Here is a 20,498-nt window from a genome sequence, read left to right on the forward strand (position 1 = left end):
GTTATGCAGCTCCCTCAAGCGTGCGGCCTGCGCCGCGGTACTGCTCCCAGGTCCAGCCGAGCTGGCGGCGGGCCATGATGCCGACGGCGTGGCGGCGGTACTTCGCGGTGCCCCGGACGTCGTCGATCGGGTTGGCGGCGCCGGAGCAGAGGTCGGCGAACTGCTTAGCGATCGAAGGGGTGATGATCTTGCCGTTGTCCCAGAATCCGCCCTCCTCCAGAGCCGCGTTCAGGAAGGCCTCGGCCTCCTTGGCGCGGATGGGGGTCGGCGCGGCGGAGCCGATGCCGGTGCGGACGGTCCGGGTCTCCGGGTGGAGCGCCAGGCCGAAGGCGCAGACGGCGATGACCATCGCGTTGCGGGTGCCGACCTTGGAGTACTGCTGGGGGCCGTCCGCCTTCTTGATGTGGACGGTCTTGATGAGTTCGTCGGGCTGGAGCGCGTTGCGCTTCACGCCGGTGTAGAACTCGTCGATCGGGATGAAGCGGCTGCCGCGCACCGACTCGACCTCGACCTCGGCGCCCGCGGCGAGCAGGGCCGGGTGGGCGTCGCCGGCGGGCGAGGCGGTGCCGAGGTTGCCACCGACGCCGCCGCGGTTGCGGATCTGCGGGGAGGCGACCGTGTGCGAGGCGAGCGCGAGACCGGGGAGCTCGGCCCGCAGGCTCTCCATGATCTCGGTGTACGGGACGGAGGCGCCGAGGCGGACGTTCTCCTCGCCGACCTCCCACTCGCGCAGCAGCTCGATACGGTTCAGGTCGAGGAGGTACTCGGGGCGCCGGTGATCGAAGTTGATCTCGACCATGACGTCGGTACCACCTGCGATGGGCACGGCCGTGGGGTGCTCGGCCTTGGCGGCGAGCGCCTCCTCCCAGCTGGCGGGGCGAAGGAAGTCCATGGTGGCTCTCTTCTAGTAATTCTGGATCGGGGGTCGAACTGTGGGCCCGGGGGGACGGCCGGCCCTCGACATCGTGTTCATGTGCTGTTCACGCGGTGTGTGGCCTAGTACACAAGGCCACGATCGCCCGGGTGCAGTCACCGAAAACATGAAGGAGTTGGCCGGGTCCCGTTGTCGTCTTGTAGATTCGAACGAACGGCGGGGAACAGAAACCTCGCTGTTTTCCCCTGGAAACGGTGGCACCACCCCACCGTCGACAACGCGACACACCCCACTCCCAGACGAAGGAACGGCGGCGACACGATGCGGCTGCGCGCACTGCTGGAGAACGACGCGCTCGGGCTGCGCCTGCTCGGCGGCGAGGACGAGCTGGACCGCACCGTCCGCGGCGTGATGACGACGGACCTCAAGGACCCCAGCCGGTACCTTTCCGGCGGCGAGCTGGTCCTCACCGGCCTCGCCTGGCGGGCCGAGCCCGACGAGTCCGAGCCCTTCGTCCGGATCCTGGCCTCCGCCGGGGTGGCCGGTCTCGCGGCGGGCGAGGCGGAGCTCGGCGACATCCCCGACGATCTCGTAGAGGCGTGTTCACGCCATCGGCTGCCGCTGTTCGCGGTGAACGAGTCCGTTGCGTTCGCGACGATCACCGAGCACGTTGTTCGACAGGTGTCCGGCGAGCGGGCCGGTGACCTGGCGGCCGTCGTCGACCGGCACAGGCGCCTCATGACCTCGGGACCGGCCGGCGGCGGCCCCGAGGTGGTCCTCGACCTGCTCGGCTCCGACCTGGATCTGCGCGCCTGGGTCCTCTCCCCCACCGGCCGCCAGATCGCGGGCGCGGGCGAGCCCCTCCCGGCCCCTCTCGCCGCCACCCTGGCCGGTGAGCACCTGGCCGCCACCCGGACGGGCCGGCGCGGCCCGCACCGGCTGAGCACCGGCGGGACGGCGTACTCGCTCTTCCCGATCCGCAACACGGGCCGGGGCGCCGCCCCCGCCTCCCGGGACGTGCGCGAGACGGTCCTGTCCGACTGGCTGCTCGCGGTCGAGGCCGACGCCGGGGAATGGCCGGCCGCCCGGCTCGACCTGCTCCAGGGCGTCACCCAGCTGATCGCCGTCGAGCGGGACCGGCGCGACGCGGCCCGTACGGTGCGCCGCCGGCTGGCCCAGGAGGTCCTGGAGCTGGTGCAGACGGGCGCGGCGCCCGCCGAGATCGCGGCCAGGCTGCGGGTCGCCGCCCCGGTCCTGCTGCCCGGCCTCGGCACCGCCCCGCAGTGGCAGGTGGTCGTCGCCCGGGTCGAGTGGGAGCAGGAGACCGGTCAGAGCACCACCGTGGACGGCGGCCCGGTCGCCCAGGCGCTCCTGGAGGAGATCCTCGTCGACCCGGCGACCGTGGGCGCCGAGTCCGCCGACCGGATCGCCGTCGCGCACAGCGGCGACGAGGCCATCGCGCTCGTTCCGCTGGCCGCCGGGCCGCTGCCGGACAGCGAGGACGAGAACCCGGCCCCCGCCCTGGGCCTGCACGCGGACGCGCTGCTCGCCGCCGTACGGGCCCCGCTCTCCGCGGGCCTCGCTGACGACGGGCGGCTCACCCTCGGCGTGTCCGCCGCCGTGCACTCGGCGGAGGGGCTGCGCGGGGCCCTGGAGGAGGCCAGGCACGCCCGCCGGGTCGCCGCCGCACGCCCGGGCCGGGTCTGCGCCGCCGGGCACCACGAGCTGGCCTCGCACGTCCTGCTGCTGCCGTTCGTGCCGGACGACGTCCGCCGCGCCTTCACGGCCCGGCTGCTCGACCCGCTGCGCGACTACGACCGCCGGCACCGCGCGGAGCTGATCCCGACCCTGGAGGCGTTCCTGGACTGCGACGGCTCCTGGACGCGCTGCGCGACCCGGCTGCACCTGCACGTGAACACGCTGCGCTACCGGGTGGGCCGGATCGAGCAGCTCACCGGACGCGATCTGTCGCGTCTGGAGGACAAGCTCGACTTCTTCCTCGCGCTGCGGATGAGCTGAGCGAGCGGACGGGAAGGGCCCCTGCCGGGGGCCCGAGCCTCCAGAAGGGCCCGGAAGTCACCTTCGGGATTCACCCCTTCGGGCGAGTCCGCCCGAGTGACGTCCGGGCCGGTGGCGGCCCCCGGGCCCGGGTGGCCGAGGGGCCGCCCCGGGGCCTGATCCCGGGCTCCAGGGCGATCTGACGGACTCTCGGCCGCCCACCGGGGACCCGTACCCCGATCCACCGCCCTCTTGTGAAATCTTTCACCTGACCCCTTGGCCAGGTACTCCCGTTCGTGCTCTGATGCGGTTCTCACTCAACAGCTCAATGGCGCGCTCGGGGAGGGCAATGTGGCGGATACCGCCATGTCTGGTTCCGAATCAAGGGGCGGCGAAGATCCGTCCCTCGCCTATGGCAAGGAGAGTCCCGTAGAGACCGCCATATGGCGGCTCCGCTCCCGGGGATGCTGGACGGACGCGGCAGCACTGCTCGCACCGCACGCGGCCGAACCGGCCGCCGCACTCGAAAGGGCCGCGCTGCTGATCGAGCGCTGCCTCTACACCGAACAGGGCTGGGCCGAGGCCGAGGAGGCGCTCCGGGCGGCCGAGGCCGTGGCCCGCACCGACGAGGAACGGGGTGCCGCCGCCTGCGAACGCGGCTATCTCGCCTACGCGTCCACGCTCCTCGGGGTACGTGACCGGGCCGACGAGGCGCGGATGGCCCTGGGCCGGGCCGCCGCCCTCATCTCCCCCTCCGGCGAGGGCCGGCCGCTGCTCGACCTGCGGCGCGGGCTGATCGCCCAGAACCTCGGCGACTCCCCGCAGGCCGCCCTCGCCGCGTACCGCAGGGCCCACGCGGGGGCCGCCGCGCAGGGCGACTCGCTGCTGCTCTCCTCCACCTGGCGGCACCTCGCAGGACTGGCGCTGCGGGAGGGGGAGTTGGCGGAGGCGCGGCACGGTTTCGCGGAGTCGCTCCGCATCAGGGAGGAGCTGGGGTACCTGGTCGGTACGGCCCCGGCGCTCACCGCCCTCGCCACCACGGAGACGGAGCCGGAGGCGGGCCGTCTCCGCGCGGAGGCCCGCCGTCTCTTCCGCCTCCTCGGCGGCGTGCCGACCTGGCTCGCGAGCCAGCTGACACCGCAGACGGCGGCCTGAACCCCTGCGTCCTGAGGGACCGGTGACGGCCCCTCAGGAACGCGGGGTCAACTTCTGGGCGCCAGGCACACCAGGCTCTCGTCGGTGCCGACGAGGAGGGAACCGGCGCCGGTGACGGCGACCGCGCGGACCGGGGGGCCGGGACGGAACGACAGCGTCCGGCCTCCCTCCGGGTGGTGGAGTCCGACGAGTCCGTCGGCCCAGGCCACGGCGACCAGCGGACCGTGCGGGGTGTCCGTCGCGTGCAGGGAGACCACCGGCGAGGGGCGTTCGGCGAGGGGTTCGGGGCGCGGGTCGCGGCCCGGGGTCCAGAGCCGTACCGTCCCGTCGACGCCGCCGGAGCAGACGAAGGGGGTCTCGGACTCGACCGCCGAGACCGCCGTGACCCGGCCGCTGTGCGAGGCCGCCTGGTGCAGCCCCCGCAGGCCGAAGGCGTGCACGGAGCCGAGCCGGTCCCCCACCACCACCGAACCCGCGATCGCCGCGAGCGCCGTGCCCGGATGACGGGCCAGCGTCGCCGAGACGGCCTCCGTGAGGCGCTCCAGGTACGGGGCACGGGGCGCCGCCCCCCGTACGGTGTGCAGCCGGCCCCGGTCGTCCAGGAGGAGCACCGTGCCGTCGGGCGCGGGCGCGAGCGCGGTGATCCGGCCCGGCACGGTGTGGGCGAGGCGTCCGGCGGGGCTCGCGTCGGCCTCGTGCAGCAGGCGTACGGTTCCGGTGCGGTCGCCGACGAGGAGGGTCCCCTCCAGGGGGCCGCCGGCCGCGCCGAGTACGGTGACCGGGCCCGGCCAGGGCGGGGTCAGGTCGCCGCGGTGACGGGCCCAGCGGAGCCGCCAGGGCGCGCCCGCCGCCAACTCGGCGAGCGTGGGCCGCAGTCGGGGGTCGGCACCGTCACCGAGCGCGGAGAGCAGGACCAACGCCCTTTCTCCCGGTGCCTGTTCGCGACAGAGCGACTGTCCGGCCCGCATCCAGGCGGCGCGCAGTCCGCCGTGGTCCCCCGCGGCGTTCTCGCCGGGGAGGGCGGACGGTTCGGGACCGTCGAGCGTGCCGGGCAGACCGGCGGCGGCGGATCCGGTGACGTACGCCGTGGTGACGAGGAGCGGGTCGGCGACGCAGACGGCCACCGGGTCGGAGAGGTCGGGCTGCGGCCGGGGCGGTTCCGACCGGTTCCCGTCGGCGGGTTCCGTCTCGCCGTCGAGGTCCACGACGGTCACCCGGCGGTCGGCGCGCAGCGCGGCGAGGGCCGGGGTGCCGCTGCGGGCCTCGACGGCGAGACGGATCCTCCCCACGCCGGCGAGTTCGGCGATCAGCTCGGCGAGCGCGGCGGGTTCGGCGGCGGCGTGCAGATCGGTCAGGAGGAGGACGGTGCGTCCGGCGGGCCGGGCCTCGCTGGTGGCGAGGGCGTGCACGAGGTCCCCCGGCGACCTGGCCACGACGCCGAGTCGGTCGGCGATCGTCCAGGTCACGCCGAGTGCGCTCTGGCCCGCGAGCGGCACGAGGGCCCGGGCGGCGCGGCGGCGGGGCCGTCCGGCGCGCGGGCCGTAGGTCGCGAGCCAGCCGAGCAGCGCCGTCTTGCCGCTGCCGGGGGCACCGGTCACGAGGCAGAGCCGGGGCGCCTCGGGATCGGTGAGCCAGCCGACCAGGGCCGCGGCCTCGGCTTCCGTGCCGGTGACGGGTCGGCGTCCGTCCCATGCCGGGGACGGGGTCGCGGACGGCATGGGACACCTCACGGGCGACGCGGTGCGGGCGGCTGACGTCAACGACCTTAGTGGTCCGGGGCGCCCGGCGGTTGTGTTGTCGATCAGCCCGGATCGGGGAACCCGGCCTGTTCGGCAAGACACCCCCTAGCAGTCCGATCCGGTGAAGTGCTCCCGTACCAGGGTCTGCACGACCGTCAGGTCCTGGACGATCAGGGCGTCCAGGAGGGCCGTGTGCTCGGCGGCGTCGGCGACGAGTACGCCGTGCCGGAGGGTGGGGGCGCTGATCAGGGGCCACTGGGAGCGGCGGTGGAGGTCGTCGGCGACGGCGAGCAGCTGCTCGTTCCCCGCGAGGGAGAGGACGGCCCGGTGGAAGGCCCGGTCCGCCTCCGCGTAATGGGCGCGGTCGCCCCGGGCGGCGGCGGCCGACGTCGCCTCGGCGAGCGGCCGGAGCGCGGCCCAGCGGGCGGCCGGGACCGTGCGGGCGAGCCGCAGCATCACGGGGACCTCGATGAGCGCGCGGACCTCGGCGAGCTCCGCGAGTTCACGCGGGGTGCGCTCGATGACGCGGAACCCGCGGTTCGGCACGACCTCGACCGCGCCTTCGACGGCCAGGCGCTGCATGGCCTCGCGGACGGGGGTGGCCGAGACGCCGAAACGCTCGCCCAGGGCGGGGGCGGAGTAGACCTCGCCGGGGACGAGCTCGCCGCCGACGAGGGCGGTACGGAGGGCGTCGAGGATCTGACCGCGGACGGAGTGGCGCACGACACGGGGGGCGGGGGCGCCGCCGGGCGGGGAGGGCGCCGGTTCGTCGTGGGGGTGCTCACCCCGGGCGTACTCGGCGCGCCGCGCCGCGCCACCCGGAGGCCGCCCGGCGCCACGAGGCCGTCCGGCACCGCGAACCGCTTCCGCGCCGTGAGTCGATTCCGCCTCGTGGGACCGGTCCGCGCCGCGGGCCTGTTCCGGCACGCGTGCGGCGTCGCCGAAGGGCGGGGACGGCCTCTCCGTCGCCCGCTCGCGCGCTGCGCCCTGCTCCACCCGGGTCCTCCTGCGGCCTCGTGCCGGGCCCGGCTCGCGTCGCCCGGGTCCTCTGTGCACCATAGGCGACGGGACCGACATCACGGACGCGTGGAACATACCTCGCTGGTGAGAGCGGTGGACCGGTGGTGAGAGGCGACCTCGAATCGGGTAAGGTAAGGCTAACCTGCCAACGCTCGCGATTCGGTGGTCCACATGACCGTCCCCGCCCTGTTGCCCGCCCCCCTGACCTCGCCCGTCGCGGCCGCCTACGCGCGCCTCGCCGAGGTCTTCCCCCATCTGCGGATAGACGAGATCGCCGACGGTGAGCGACTTCCGCACGGCGCGGGCTGGGTCGGCGCGGAGGACCTCGCGGCCGGCGGCCCCGACCTGGACGCCTTCCTCGCCTGGGACAACGCACAGGTGCTGCGCGACTACGGCACCCAGGCCCGCCCCGACGTCGTCGCCAGCTTCGGACTGCACCGGTACGCGTGGCCCGCCTGCCTCCTGGTCACCGTCCCCTGGTTCCTGGACCGCAGGGTCCCCCGGCTGCCCGTCCGGAACGTGTCCTTCCAGCGTGCGCTCGGCCGTCTGGCGGTCCGGATCGAGGAGTTCGCCTGCCTGCCGGGCGATCCCGCCGCCGCGCTGCCCGGCGCCCGGGTCGTCGCCGACGAGGACGCGCTCCGGGCCGAGCTGCGGGCTTCGCTCGCGGAGCACTTCGAGGCGGTCCTCGACGGTTTCGGACCCCGGATGCGGCGCGGCCGCCGGGCCCTGTGGGGAATGGCGACGGACGAGATCGTCGAGGGCCTCTGGTACGTCGGGGCGCTGCTCGGCGAGGAGCGGCGGGCGATGGACGAGCTCGAACTCCTGATGCCGGGCACCGCCAAGCCGTACAAGCCGTACGCGGGCTCGGCGGCCTTCCGCGAGCTGACCGGCTCCGAGGGGCCCGACGGAGAGCCGCGCGCCACGCGCGACCGCGCGACCTGCTGTTTCTTCTACACCCTGCGACCCGACGACACCTGTCTCACCTGCCCGCGCACCTGCGACGCGGACCGCGTCCGCCGGCTGGCCGCGACCGCCTGAGGCACCCGAGTGATTACGCCACCCGGAAGGGTGGCGTAAATCGAACTCAATTCTCGTTCCCTGCATGGGTGTTCGACCAGATCGCACCTATTCGTATGTCCTGGCGCCCCGATGGCGTGCTCTTGCCCGGAAACCCCTTGAGCACCCCACGGGGTCGGCCAGTATGGGCCGCCAAACGCCCTACTGCGATGCAAGGGACACCGCATGAGACTGACCGACATATCGCTGGACTGGCTGCTTCCGGGCGGCGTGATGGTGGCCGGAGTCCTGACGGCGGTGGCGGTGCTCGCGCGCGGGAAGCGCGCCGGTGACCAGGCCGCGGCCGAGGACTCCTGGGAACGCAGTGAGGAGCGCCGCAGACGCAAGGAGGCGGTCTACGGCACCGCTTCCTACGTCCTCCTCTTCTGCTGTGCCGCGGTCGCCGCGGCGCTGTCCTTCCACGGACTCGTCGGCTTCGGCCGGCAGAACCTCAACCTCGCCGGGGGCTGGGAGTACCTCGTCCCCTTCGGCCTCGACGGCGCCGCCATGTTCTGCTCGGTGCTCGCGGTCCGCGAGGCCAGCCACGGCGACGCGGCCCTCGGCTCGCGCCTCCTGGTCTGGCTGTTCGCGGGCGCGGCGGCCTGGTTCAACTGGGTGCACGCCCCGCGCGGCCTGGGCCACGACGGTGCCCCGCAGTTCTTCGCGGGCATGTCACTCTCGGCGGCGGTCCTCTTCGACCGGGCCCTCAAGCAGACCCGCAGGGCCGCGCTCCGCGAGCAGGGCCTCGTGCCCCGCCCGCTGCCGCAGATCCGGATCGTCCGCTGGCTGAGGGCGCCCCGGGAGACCTTCGCCGCCTGGTCGCTGATGCTCCTGGAGGGCGTACGGACCCTGGACGAGGCCGTCGACGAGGTCCGCGAGGACCGGAAGGAGAAGGAGCAGAACCGCATCCGCCGGCGCGATCAGGTCAAGCTCGACCGGGCACGGCTCAAGGCGATCAACCGCCAGCACCGGTCCTTCGGGCTCGGCAGGGGCGGCGGACGCCAGGTCGAGATGGCCGCGCTCAACGCCGCACCCGGGGCCGGTACGGGCCCGGGTGCGGGGTCCGGCGGCGGTCCGGGTTCCGGTTCCGCCACGGCGTCCGTCCAGGCCGCCGTCGCGGAACCCGCCATAGCGGACCCGGGACAACTGCCGCTTCGACACCGGCCCTCCCTCCAAGCCGTCAGGGGAAGTGACTCACGGACGAGTGACTCCCGGACGGTGGACCTCACCGCGGAGGACGACACCCAGACGCTGCCCCGTCTCGACTCCCTGGAGCGCAAGCTCAAGGACCTGGAGCAGCAGTTCGGCTGAGCGTCACACACCCGCACCGCGCATCCTCCGCACCGCACACCGGCGGGGCCGCCTCTCAGGCGGCCCCGCCGTCCAGTTCGAACCACACCACCTTGCCCGCCCCGTGGTCCTCGACCCCCCAGGAGTCGGCCAGGGCCTCGACGAGGATGAGCCCCCTGCCGTGCGTACCGTCGTCGGCGGGCGGTACGAGCGGCGGTACGAGCGACGGCGCGAGGCCGGGTACGAAGTCCCGCACCTCGACCCGCAGTTGCTCGGGCACGACCGTCGCGGTCACGACGGCCCCGTGCTCGGTGTGGACCAGGGCGTTGGTCACCAGTTCGCTGGTGAGCAGTTCCGCCACGTCGGAGGCGCCCGGTCCGCCCCACTTCCCCAGCAGTTCACGCAAGGCATGCCGCACCTCCGGCACCGCGGTGAGATCCTCGCATCCCACCTTTCTGAGCAGTTGAGTCGGCTCTCGTGCCTCCCCTGCCATAACCCCCACCCACAGATCGCGTCGAACAGGCTCACGGGATGCATGCCCCGCCAGTTCGTCCGCATTCCCTCAGGGCCGGGGCACGTTCCGGAGGTTCGAGCGGGCCATCTGGAGCATCCGGCCGACTCCGCCGTCCAGGACGATCTTGCTGGCGGAGAGGGCGAAGCCGGTCACCATGTCGGCGCTGATCTTCGGGGGGATGGACAGCGCGTTGGGGTCGGTGACGACGTCCACCAGGGCCGGGCCCTTGTGCTTGAAGGCGTCCTTGAGTGCGTTCGTGAGCTGCTTGGGCTTCTCGACCCGGACGCCGTAGGCACCCGCGGCGCGGGCGATGGCCGCGAAGTCGGGGTTCTTGTTCGTCGTTCCGAACGAGGGCAGTCCGGAGACCAGCATCTCCAGCTCCACCATGCCGAGCGAGGAGTTGTTGAAGACGATCACCTTCACCGGCAGGTCGTACTGCACGAGGGTGAGGAAGTCGCCCATCAGCATGGAGAAGCCGCCGTCCCCGGAGAGCGACACGACCTGGCGGTTCCGGTCGGTGAACTGCGCGCCGATGGCCTGGGGCAGGGCGTTCGCCATCGAGCCGTGGCTGAACGAACCGATGATCCTGCGCCGCCCGTTGGGGCTGAGGTAGCGCGCAGCCCAGACGTTGCACATGCCGGTGTCGACGGTGAACACGGCGTCGCCGTCGGCGAGGTCGTCGATCACGGAGGCGACGTACTCGGGGTGGATCGGGACGTGCTTCTCCACCTTGCGGGTGTACGCCTTGACGACGCCTTCGAGGGCGTCGGCGTGCTTCTTCAGCATCTTGTCGAGGAAGCGGCGGTCGGTCTTGGCGCGGACCTGCGGGATCACACAGCGCAGGGTCTCGCGGACGTCGCCCCAGACGGCGAGGTCGAGCCGGGAGCGCCGGCCGAGGTGCTCGGGCCGGACGTCCACCTGCACGATCTTGACGTCGTCGGGCAGGAACGCGTTGTACGGGAAGTCGGTGCCGAGCAGGATGAGCAGGTCGCACTCGTGGGTGGCCTCGTAGGCGGCGCCGTACCCGAGGAGCCCGCTCATGCCGACGTCGTACGGGTTGTCGTACTGGATCCACTCCTTGCCGCGCAGGGCGTGGCCGACGGGTGACTTGATCCGTTCGGCGAACTGCATCACCTCGGCGTGCGCCCCGGCGGTGCCGCTGCCGCAGAAGAGCGTCACCCGGTCGGCCGCGTCGATCATCCGTACCAGTGCCTCGATCTCGGCGTCCCCGGGGCGGACGGTCGGCCGGGAGGTGACGAGAGAGGTGTCGGCGCCCTTCGCCGGGGCCTCCTGGGAGGCGATGTCGCCGGGCAGCGAGACCACGCTGACCCCGCCGCGGCCGATGGCGTGCTGGATCGCCGTCCGCAGCAGCCTGGGCATCTGCTTCGGGTTGGAGATGAGTTCGCTGTAGTGGCTGCACTCGCGGAACAGCTGGTCGGGGTGGGTCTCCTGGAAGTAGCCGAGGCCGATCTCCGCGGACGGGATGTGCGAGGCGAGGGCGAGCACCGGGGCCATGGAGCGGTGTGCGTCGTACAGGCCGTTGATGAGGTGCAGGTTCCCCGGCCCGCAGGAGCCGGCGCAGGCGGCGAGGCCGCCGGTGATCTGGGCCTCGGCGCCGGCGGCGAAGGCCGCGACCTCCTCGTGCCGCACCTGGATCCAGTCGAGCGCCGGGGTACGGCGGATGGCGTCGACGACCGGGTTCAGGCTGTCACCGACCACGCCGTACAGGCGCCGGACGCCCGCGCTCACGAGGATGTCGACGAACTGTTCCGCCACGTTCTGTTTGGCCATGGCTCCATCAACCCATGGCCCCACGGGATGCGCCCGACAGGATGCGCCCGGCGGGTTACACCCGGTGGGTTACGCCCGGCAGGTTAGGCCTCCCAGACGCCCACCCCCGTACGGTCGTCGGCGTAGCCGGTCACCCTGAGCTGGCTGTCGGCGAGGAAGGCGGCCAGGCCGGGCGGCTCGGCGCCGGCCCAGCGGGCGGCCAGTTCTCGGGCGAGGGCGGGTTCTCCGCGCATCGGCTCGGCGAGGCCGGGAGAGGCGAGGAGCAGGGTGTCACCGGGACGGGCGACGGAGGCGCGGAAGCGGAAGGGTTCGGCGGGCGGTGGTACGGGAGCCTCGACGAGCGGCGAGGGAGCGGTGGTGATGCCGAGGTCCATGGTGAGCCGGTCGCCCTCCTCGGTCTCCTCGCTCGTGGAGGCGACCGCCTCCGGCGGCGGGGAGCCGAAGCCGACGACGGGGGCGCCGGTGACGGCGGCCGGTTCGGGCAGGAGCGGTTCGATGTCCTGCCAGGCGCCGTCGCGGAGCCGGAAGAGACCGCCGCCGCCGATGCCGAAGAAGACCCTGGTGCGGCAGGCGGGGTCGGCGGGCACGAGGAGGCAGCGGAGGGTCGCGGTGTACTCGTCTGGGGCCAGGCCGCGTTCGGCGGCGCGGGCCCTGAGCTTGCCGTAGGTGCGGTCGGTGAGCCGGTGCAGCCCGGACTTGAGGTCGCCGCGGCGGCCGGTCCTGATGTCCTCGGAGAGCCGGGCGTGGCTGCGGCAGACGGCCTCGGCGATCCACCGGCAGGCGTCGGAGGCGGCGAGGTGGGCGTCTTCGGCGGCGCGGGATCCGGCGGCGACGGCGATGAGGACGAGGGCGGTCTCGTCGTGGCCGAAGCGGGCTGTGAGCAGGGCGTCGCGGCGGGGCTCGCCCCGGTAGCGGGCGGAGTCGCCCCGTACGGAGGCGGCCCGCACGGTGCAGGTGCCGTAGCGGGCGCCGTCGAGGACGGTGTCGGGGACGAGCTCGCCGAGTTCGCCGGGACGGGCGACGGGCAGGGCGGTCGGCTCGGCCTCGTAGGTGGGCGGTCTGCTGCCGACGAACCCGGCGCGGGGCCGGGGCACGGAGACCTCGACGGTGAGGTGGCGGTCGGCCGCGTCCGTGTCGGCGCCCGGGCCGGTGTCGCTGCCGGGCTCGCTCGGGACCGGGCCGGGGGGCGGCACCGGCCCCTGGACGGTGGGCGTCTCGACGACCGGCGGCTCGGGAGGCGGCGGTGGGGGCGGCGGCGGAGGTGAAGGGAAGGTCCGGGGTCCGCCCGCCGGGGACTCCCAGGGCGCCTTGTCGTCCGCGTGCGCCGGTGTCCGGGCCCGCTCCGTCGTCATGTCCGGCGGGCGCGGCGAGAGCGGGCCCGTCGTGGCCCTGGTCGCCGTGGCGAAGTGGTCGTCGAGCGTGTCACCCGAGACCGCCGGGGCCGTGTCCGGCGCCGACTCGTCGTAGAGCTTGTCCCACCAGTTGCTGTCCCCCTGCTGAGTCATGCCCTTATTGTCCACCGCGCACGGCGCCCGAAAACGGGACATCAGGAAAACCGTTGCTGCGAATGGGTGGTCCGCCGGGCGGCCCCACCCCCCACGGGAAGGACGCCCGGCGGACCGTCGTGATCAGCGCACGTCGTAGGCGCGGACCACGGTCTGGGTGACGGAGTTGCCGTTGGCGTCCGTCAGTTGGGTCTTCAGGGTGACGGGCTTGCCGGTCGCGCCCGCGTGGTTCACGGTCGCGGTCCAGGAACCGCCCTGCTGGGAGACCCGCGCTTCGGTCCAGGTCGTACCACCGTCGTAGGAGTACGAGAGCTTGGCCGAGGTGAGCGCTGCGGGGGTGTAGCCCGCGTGTCCCGTCGCGGTGAGGCCGATGTGCTGGCCGTCGGTCGCGGCGAGGGTCTTGAGTCCGTCCTCCGGAAGGTCGTACCGGGGGAAGAGAATCGGGATGCCCTGAGAATAGACGCTCTCGTCAAGCTTGGAGGTGAATTTCCACACCGAGTTGACGGATGTGGAGCGGGCCCACACCTTGCTGCCTATCTTCATGGTGTTCTGCTCGAGCGTGTACGTCCCGGCGTCGGACGGTACGTCGAACACCCCGAACGGCCATCCGGTGCTGCCGATGACCTCGCCGTCGCGGCTGAGGCTGAGGTTGCCGATGTCTCCGAAGGAGCCGGCGTCGGCGTGGTGGGTGCCGTCGCCCCACATGGCGTCGGCGAAGCCGATCAGGTTGCCCTGGCGTTCGGAGACGAGGACCGGCTTCCCGGTCGTGTCACGGGGGGCCGTGGGGGCGAGGACTCCGTCGTACCAGGCCTCGGTGCGCCGCTCGCCCGCCGTGTAGGCGCGGGGCGTGCCCCGCATGAACTCGCCGAACGGGAAGCTGCTGCTGACCATCTGCTCCCAGCGCGTGTCACCGGGGGTGTAGTACTCGGCGCGGGTTCCGGGGGCCGGGAGCGGCTCGATCCAGCTGAAGTGGACGCTGGTGCCGTCGGGCCGGACGGCGGCCGGGCTCTCGATGAAGTCCGCCGCGATGCCCGCCGAGCCGTACGTGGCGTCCGTACGGCCGAGGGAGCCGTCGTGGACCCGGTAGTTCTTCTCGTCCCGGATCGACCGGGTCTCGGGGAAGGCGAGGCTGTAGACATACGGGCTCTTGGCGGTGGCCTGCCAGGCGAGGGTGACCTCGCCCGCCGCCAGCTCGGCGAGGAGCTGGGCCGCCTCGTCGGCGGGGACGGCGAGGGCGGCCAGGCCCAGGCCGGTGAAGGAGCCGCCGGGGTACCAGCGGTGGGCGGTCGAGCGGTGCAGCAGGACGGCGACGGCGCCCGCGGCCTTGGCGTTACGGGTGACGGTGCCCGCGTTGGTGGAGTCGTCGGGCAGTCGGACGAGGGCGATGCGGCCCTGGACGCCGGCGGCCTTGAGCTCGTCCGGGGTGCCGGTTCCGGCGTCGACGAGGCGGGCGGAGCCGGTGCCGTCGAGGTTGTCGGAGCCGAGGGAGCCGGTGACCGGGTGCAGGGTCAGGCCGTCGGTGGTGCGCAGCGAGGTGATCTTCGGGGCGGCGGCGCGCCAGTAGCTGCCGAACTCGAAGTCGCCCTCGTCTGCGGCGCCTTCGACGGAGGCGTAGTAGCCGCGGATGGTGCGCGGTCCCGCTGCGGTGCCGGCGTGCAGCCAGGTGTCGTCCCAGGAGCGGGAGAACGCGAGGGTGGCGCCGCGGAGTTCGGTGGCCTTGTCGGTCCGCACCGACAGCTTGTGGGCCTTGCGTGCGTCGAGGACGACGGTGGTGTCCTTCTTCAGCTCCAGCTGCGGGCGGCCGAGGTAGCTGAGCGAGTCGTTCAGCGTCGCGCCCTCCCCCGCGTCGGGGGTGGTGACGAAGGAGGAGAGGAAGTAGCTGCCGGGACGCAGGCGGTAGACCTGGTCGGCGGCGCCGTCGTTGAAGCGGCGTTCGCCGCTGGCGTCGTCGGTGCCGATGACGTCCAGGGAGGAGGCGCCGGCGGCGGGCTTGCCCTGGCGGTCGATCAGCTTGACGCGGAGGGTGACCGTCTCGGGCTCGACGTATAGCGAGAACGGGGTGGAGACGTGCGTGCTCCCGGTGCCGGTGGCGGCGCCGGTGGCGACGATCCGTCCGGTGACGTCGCCGTACTGCGCGCGGTCGAGGCGGGCCGTGGGGTCGATGCTCAGGGGGACGTGGACGGTGGCTCCGGCCGGGACGGTGACGGTGCGGTCGCCGAGGCGGGCGACCGAACTCCGGACGGGGGTGCCGTCGTTGCCGGTGACCTTCTCGACGGCCAGGTCCAGGGTGACGGGGGCGTCGGAGGTGTTGGTGTACGGGACGGAGACGGTGGTGCGGTCGGTCCGGTCCTGCGGCCAGTCGAACGTGCCGCCGTGGACGGCCGGCGCGCCGAGGACCGTCTGGTCGACGGCGGCCTTGACGTCGAGCCGGCCGCCGCCGACCTCGCGGACGTCGCCGGGGACGGAGCTCTCGGCGGAGGCGACGAGCGCGGCCTTGACCTGCTGGGCCGTCCAGTCGGGGTGTCGCTGCTTGACGATGGCGGCGGCGCCCGCGACGTGCGGGGTGGCCATCGACGTACCGGACATGGACTGGTAGGCGTACACGCCCCGGCCGCCGGCCGCGGCGGCGGAGATGCCGACACCGGGCGCGGCGATCTCGGGCTTGAGGGTGTGGTTGACGATGGTCGGGCCGCGACTGGAGAAGTACGCGGTGGAGTCGTCGCGGTCGGTGGCGCCGACGGTGAGCACGCTGGGCGCGCAGCCGGGCGAGGAGACCGTGTTGAGGGTGGGGCCGGAGTTGCCGGCGGCGATGACGAACAACGTGCCCTCGTTCTGGGCGAGTTGTTCGGCCGCGACGCTCATCGGGTCGGTGCAGTCGGTGGGTACGGGGCTGCCGAGGCTCATCGAGACGACGTCGGCGCCCTGGGCGACGGCCCACTCCATGCCCGCGATGATCCAGGAGGCGGCGCCGGAGCCGGAGTCGTTGAGGACCTTGCCGTTGAGGAGGCCGGCGCCGGGTGCGACGCCCTTCTTCCTGCCGTCGCTCGCGGCGCCGGAGCCGCCGACGGTGGAGAGGGTGTGGGTGCCGTGGCCCTGGCGGTCGTCGGTGGTGTCGGAGTCGGTGAAGTTCTCGGCGGCGGTGATGCGGCCCTTGAGGTCGGGGTGCTCGGCGTCGGCGCCGGTGTCGAGGACGGCGACCTCGGTGCCGGTGCCGTCGTAGCCGGCGGCCCAGGCCTCGGGGGCGTGGACCTGCCGCGTCGAGCGCTCCAGGGTGGCCTGGACCTTGCGGTCGAGCCAGAGTTTCGTGATGCCGGAGGCGGAGCGGGCCGCGGGGGCGTTCACGTCGGCCCAGAAGGTCGCGGCCTGCTTCTTGTCCGCGGCGAGTGCGACGCCGTCGACGGTCTTCAGGACCTGGCCGCGCCGGGCGCCGCGCGGGGCGGCGGGGACGGAGCGGGCGAGGTCGGCGCCGTAGACCGCGATGAGGGGGAGCGTGGTGGTGGAGGTGTCGTCGTAGCCCTGCCGGACGAGTCCGGTGACGTTGAAGAGCTCCTGGTCGACGCGACCGGCGGCGAGGGCGGCGGTGGCGGCCTCGGGGTAGACGTACAGGTCCTGGCCGGAGCGGCGGGTCTGGACCAGGGGGACGGTGCCGTCCTCGCGGGGCAGGGCCGTGGCGGCGGGGTTGCCGTCGGCGTCGCGGCTCACCAGGACGCGGTCGCCGGTGACCAGGGTCACGGTGACGGGCCGGTCCCCGGCGCGGGCGGCGGCCTCGCTGCCCACCAGCGGTCGCTTGCCGGCCGTGTCGTCCTGCGGCTCGCTCGCCGTGGACGGCGCGACCGCGGTGACGGCCAGGACGGCGGCGGTCGCCGCCCCCAGGGCCGTACGCGAAATCGGGCGCATCGCTCTCCCCATCTAATGCCGGAAATCGGGCACAAAACACCCGTCTTCGGAGGCTGTCGGTGCTGCGGTGGCGCCACATTGGCAGAGGTGAGGGCGGTACAGGGATGATGGGGAAGGCGGGAATACGCCGTGGCCGTTTCCCGCCAGGTCACCAACGGAACGAATGCCTCCGGTGAACGTCCCGGGAAGATCCGGGACGTCCGCCGCGGGTACGGCGAGGGGTGGGGCAACCATGCTGGGAGCGATAGGACTCGACGAGCGCCAGGAGTCCGCGTACCGGGCGCTGGTCGCGCTGGGCGCGGCCGAGGTGGCCGATCTCGCGCACCGGCTCGCACTGCCCGAGCGGGACACCGAGCGCGCGCTGCGCCGCCTCGAGTCGCAGGGGCTCGCCGCCCAGTCCTCGGCCAGGACCGGACGGTGGGTGGCGGCGCCCCCCGGGGTGGCGCTCGGCGCCCTTCTCACGCAGCAGCGGCACGAGCTGGAGCAGGCGGAGCTGGCGGCGGCGCTGCTCGCCGAGGAGTACCGGGCGGAGGCGGCGGAGGCGGCCGTGCACGACCTGGTGGAGGTGGTGACCGGCGCGAGCGCCGTCACCCACCGTTTCCTCCAGCTCCAGCTGGGCGCGCAGGAGGAGGTCTGCGCCCTGGTGACGGGCAAGCCGATCGCGGTCACAGGCCTGGAGAACGACGCGGAGGAGCAGGCCGCCGAGCGGGGGGTGCGCTACCGGGTGGTGATCGAGCGCGAGGTGCTCACGCTCCCCTCCGGGCTCCTGGAACTCTCCGCGGCGCTCGGCCGCGAGGAGCGGATCCGGGTCGCCGACCGGGTGCCCACCAAGCTGGTGGTGGCCGACCGGTCCCTCGCCATGGTCCCGCTGACCGGGCGCGGTGTGGAGCCCGCGGCGATCGTCGTGCACGCGAGCGGGCTCCTCGAATCGCTGCTCGGCCTGTTCGAGTCGGTGTGGCGGGAGGCGCTGCCGCTGCGCCTCGGGGCGGGCGCCCAGATCACCGAGGACGAGGCCCCCGGCCCTGACGCCATGGACCTGGAGATCCTGTCGCTGCTGCTCGCCGGGATGACGGACGCGAGCGTGGCCAAGCAGCTGGACCTGGGGCTCCGGACGGTGCAGAGACGGGTGAAGGGCCTGATGGAGCTGACCGGGGTGACGACCCGCCTGCAGCTCGGCTGGCACGCGTACGAGAAGGGCTGGGTGGCCCGCGGCTGACGCCTGCGCGTGTGGGAAGGTGAGCAGCTCGTTCCCCATCGGCTCCCAGGAGTACCCCCATGAACGGAAGGCGGCGTCGCGCCCTGCTCGCCACCGTCCACCCCCTCCTCGCACCCGGGGAGCGCGTCGAGGTGACGACCGTCGTGAACCTGAGCAGTGTCTCCGTGCGGCGGACGGCGGCGTTCGCGGTGGCCTCCGCGATCGCGTCCGCCGGCGCGATGGCGGTGATACCGGTGCCGACGCCGATGTACCTGACGATGACCGACCGCCGGATCCTCGTCCACCGCGCGGACCCGGTCTTCGCCAAGCCGGTGGAGCACACCCTGACGATCGCGCGCGCGGGGCTCGTCCGTTCGGAGATCAAGGAGCGGTTCGTCAACTCCTCCTTCGTCGTCTCCCCCGCCGAGGGCGGGAACGGCTTGAAGATCGTCTTCCCGCTGCTGGGCCGCAAGGACCGCGATCTGGTTGCCGCCGCGCTCCCCGTGGCGGCCTGACGGCACCGGGCCCTCGGCCGCGCGTACCCCGTCCGCCCTCCGCGACCTGCGAGAACCCGCGCTGTCCTGCACCCTGGGCAGGTGGGTGTCTGGCAACTCCTCATGGTCGCGACCGTCATGCTGCTCGGTCTGTTCGGGGTGCTGGCCCCCGGTGTGCCGGGCACGTGGCTGGTGTGGGCGGCGATGCTCTGGTGGTCGCTGCACGAGCGGACGGACCTGGCCTGGCTCCTGCTGGCCTCCACCACCGGTCTGCTGCTGCTCACCCAGGTCGTCGTCTGGCAGCTGCCGCCCCGCCGTATGAGGGGCGTGGGCATCACCCGGCGGATGGTGACGTACGCCGGTCTCGGCGCGCTCCTGGGCTTCGTGATCGTCCCGGTGGTCGGCGCGATCCCCGGCTTCGTCGGCGGGATCTACCTCTCGGAGCGGCTCCGGCTCGGCGGGCACGGCCAGGCCAGGGCGGCGACCCGGACGGTGATGCGGGCGGCCGGCACGAGCGTGCTCGTCGAGCTGTTCGCCTGTCTCCTGATCGTGGGGGCGTGGGCGGGGGCCGTGCTGTGGGGATGAGACGGGTCGTTCAGGAGACCGGGGCCGACGCGAGATAGCGGGCCGCGTACGAACGCCAGGGCCGCCAGTCCTCGGTGTCCCGGCAGCCCGCCGGGGGCACGTCGGGGTCTCCGAGGGCCCGCATCCGGATGAGGGCGGCGGACTCGGCGGTCACGCCGGTGACGGCGAGCAGGGCGCGCTCGGCCTCGTCGCGGTCGGCGCCGGGATCGAGGCGTACGGCTCCGCCGGCGAGGGCGCGGGCCAGCGGTCCCGCGACGGGGTGGCCCGTCAGAGCGGCGGGTTCCGGGAAGACGTGGGTGAGGGTGCCGCAGGCCGTGGCCAGGGCGGTCCCGTACCGCTCGACGACCCGGGCCGACTCCTCCGCGCCGAGGACCGTCCGCAGGGCGAACTCCTCCGGATCGGCCGAGCCGGGGGACCGCACCCCGGGCCGGGCCGCCACCTCGGCGGCCAGGCCGGGTGCCGCCCCGAGGCGTTCGGCGACCGCGTACGGGTCGGCGTCCAGGTCGAAGAGGCGGCGCAGCCGGTGCACGGCGGTGGTCAGGTCGCGCAGCTCGGTGAGATGGATCCGGGCGTCCAGCCAGCGGCCGGCCGAGCGCTCGTCGACGGAGACGACCCCGGTGCCGTACGGGAGGCGCAGCGTCCGCCGGTAGGTGCGGGCGGCGGGGGCGCCGACGACCTCCTCCACGCGGGGCACGGCCTCGGCCGCGAGCAGGTCGAAGACCTCCCCGGCCGCGTACGGCCCCCGGTGGGCGAGCCGCAGCGGGACGCCGGCGGCGAGCGCGGTACGGGCTCCCGCCCCGCTGCCCGCCTCCGCGCGCAGGGCGGTGGGGGTACGGGCGTAGACGGCGCGGATCGTCTCGTTGAACTGGCGGACGCTCGCGAAACCGGCCGCGAAGGCGATCTCGGTCACCGGAAGGCCGGTGGTCTGGAGCAGCAGCCGCGCGGTGTGCGCCCGCTGGGCGCGGGCGAGCGCGACGGGCCCGGCGCCGAGCTCGGCGGTCAGCTGGCGCTGCACCTGACGGGTGCTGTAGCCGAGGCGTCCGGCGAGCCCTGGCACGCCTTCGCGGTCGACGACGCCGTCGCCGATCATCCGCATGGCGCGGCCCACGACGTCGGCCCGTACGTCCCAGGCGGCGGAACCGGGCACGGCGTCGGGGCGGCAGCGGCGGCAGGCCCGGAAGCCGTGGCCCTGGGCGGCGGCGGCCGTCGGGAAGAACGCGACGTTCCGCCGCTTCGGGGTGACGGCGGGGCAGCTGGGACGGCAGTAGATGCCGGTGGTCCGTACGGCGAAGAAGAACTCCCCGTCGAACCTCGCGTCCCTGCTGCTCACCGCCTCGTAGCGGGTGTCGTCGTGGCGGGTGTCGTCGTCCTCCATGCCTCCCAGT

The 20,498-nt window shown here is 73.7% G+C and carries 15 protein-coding genes; 7 read left to right on the forward strand and 8 right to left on the reverse strand.

The features are described 5' to 3' along the window. Position 1: 1 nt before the first annotated feature. On the reverse strand, positions 2–892 hold the full coding sequence (locus ACIA8N_RS15095) for a xanthine dehydrogenase family protein subunit M (protein ID WP_365780702.1): 891 nt from the start codon (positions 890–892) through the stop codon (positions 2–4). Positions 893–1,195: 303 nt separating this feature from the next. Here ACIA8N_RS15095 and ACIA8N_RS15100 point away from each other — a divergent pair, with 303 nt between their 5' ends. Continuing rightward, complete coding sequence (locus ACIA8N_RS15100) at positions 1,196–2,893, forward strand: PucR family transcriptional regulator ligand-binding domain-containing protein (protein WP_365780701.1); 1,698 nt, start codon at positions 1,196–1,198, stop codon at positions 2,891–2,893. A 345-nt stretch (positions 2,894–3,238) separates the two neighbouring features. Continuing rightward, a complete protein-coding gene (locus ACIA8N_RS15105) occupies positions 3,239–4,027 on the forward strand; it encodes a hypothetical protein (protein WP_365780700.1) in 789 nt (262 codons plus the stop codon). 47 nt (positions 4,028–4,074) lie between these two features. On the opposite strand, the gene ACIA8N_RS15110 is transcribed toward ACIA8N_RS15105, so the two are convergent. Next, positions 4,075–5,745 (reverse strand): hypothetical protein, encoded by a 1,671-nt coding sequence (locus ACIA8N_RS15110; protein WP_365780699.1) that lies wholly within the window; start codon positions 5,743–5,745, stop codon positions 4,075–4,077. Between the two features lie 126 nt (positions 5,746–5,871). Further along, on the reverse strand, positions 5,872–6,762 hold the full coding sequence (locus ACIA8N_RS15115) for a GntR family transcriptional regulator (protein ID WP_365780698.1): 891 nt from the start codon (positions 6,760–6,762) through the stop codon (positions 5,872–5,874). Positions 6,763–6,957: 195 nt separating this feature from the next. On the opposite strand from ACIA8N_RS15115, the gene ACIA8N_RS15120 reads away from it, so the two are divergent. Together ACIA8N_RS15120 and ACIA8N_RS15125 are read left to right on the forward strand one after the other, a co-directional pair. Continuing rightward, positions 6,958–7,824, forward strand: coding sequence for a (2Fe-2S)-binding protein (locus ACIA8N_RS15120; protein WP_365780697.1), 867 nt, complete (start codon positions 6,958–6,960; stop codon positions 7,822–7,824). Between the two features lie 204 nt (positions 7,825–8,028). Then, a complete protein-coding gene (locus tag ACIA8N_RS15125; RefSeq protein ID WP_365780696.1) occupies positions 8,029–9,153 on the forward strand; it encodes a DUF2637 domain-containing protein in 1,125 nt (374 codons plus the stop codon). A 55-nt stretch (positions 9,154–9,208) separates the two neighbouring features. Here the strand turns inward: ACIA8N_RS15125 and ACIA8N_RS15130 are convergent, their stop codons facing one another. From ACIA8N_RS15130 to ACIA8N_RS15145, 4 genes are all read right to left on the reverse strand, one after another. Further along, on the reverse strand, positions 9,209–9,625 hold the full coding sequence (locus ACIA8N_RS15130; RefSeq protein WP_365780695.1) for an ATP-binding protein: 417 nt from the start codon (positions 9,623–9,625) through the stop codon (positions 9,209–9,211). Positions 9,626–9,694: 69 nt separating this feature from the next. Beyond that, complete coding sequence (locus ACIA8N_RS15135) at positions 9,695–11,437, reverse strand: pyruvate dehydrogenase (RefSeq protein ID WP_365780694.1); 1,743 nt, start codon at positions 11,435–11,437, stop codon at positions 9,695–9,697. Between the two features lie 83 nt (positions 11,438–11,520). Next, positions 11,521–12,942 carry a protein phosphatase 2C domain-containing protein gene (locus ACIA8N_RS15140; protein WP_365780693.1) on the reverse strand — a complete coding sequence of 474 codons (1,422 nt, stop codon included), beginning with the start codon at positions 12,940–12,942 and terminating at the stop codon, positions 11,521–11,523. A 123-nt stretch (positions 12,943–13,065) separates the two neighbouring features. Further along, complete coding sequence (locus ACIA8N_RS15145; RefSeq protein ID WP_365780692.1) at positions 13,066–16,839, reverse strand: S8 family serine peptidase; 3,774 nt, start codon at positions 16,837–16,839, stop codon at positions 13,066–13,068. Positions 16,840–17,071: 232 nt separating this feature from the next. Between ACIA8N_RS15145 and ACIA8N_RS15150 the strand changes: the two genes are divergently transcribed. The 3 genes from ACIA8N_RS15150 (at position 17,072) to ACIA8N_RS15160 (ending at position 19,113) form a co-directional block, all read left to right on the forward strand. Next, a complete protein-coding gene (locus ACIA8N_RS15150; RefSeq protein ID WP_365780691.1) occupies positions 17,072–18,055 on the forward strand; it encodes a helix-turn-helix domain-containing protein in 984 nt (327 codons plus the stop codon). 59 nt (positions 18,056–18,114) lie between these two features. Continuing rightward, positions 18,115–18,549: a hypothetical protein gene (locus tag ACIA8N_RS15155; protein ID WP_365780690.1), complete on the forward strand. Its 435-nt coding sequence runs from the start codon at positions 18,115–18,117 to the stop codon at positions 18,547–18,549. 81 nt (positions 18,550–18,630) lie between these two features. Continuing rightward, positions 18,631–19,113 (forward strand): DUF456 domain-containing protein, encoded by a 483-nt coding sequence (locus tag ACIA8N_RS15160; protein WP_365780689.1) that lies wholly within the window; start codon positions 18,631–18,633, stop codon positions 19,111–19,113. Between the two features lie 10 nt (positions 19,114–19,123). Here the strand turns inward: ACIA8N_RS15160 and ACIA8N_RS15165 are convergent, their stop codons facing one another. Continuing rightward, on the reverse strand, positions 19,124–20,488 hold the full coding sequence (locus tag ACIA8N_RS15165; protein WP_365780688.1) for an AlkA N-terminal domain-containing protein: 1,365 nt from the start codon (positions 20,486–20,488) through the stop codon (positions 19,124–19,126). Positions 20,489–20,498: the final 10 nt, after the last annotated feature.

This window comes from Streptomyces sp. NPDC051822 (genome assembly GCF_044452745.1).
Taxonomy (GTDB): domain Bacteria; phylum Actinomycetota; class Actinomycetes; order Streptomycetales; family Streptomycetaceae; genus Streptomyces.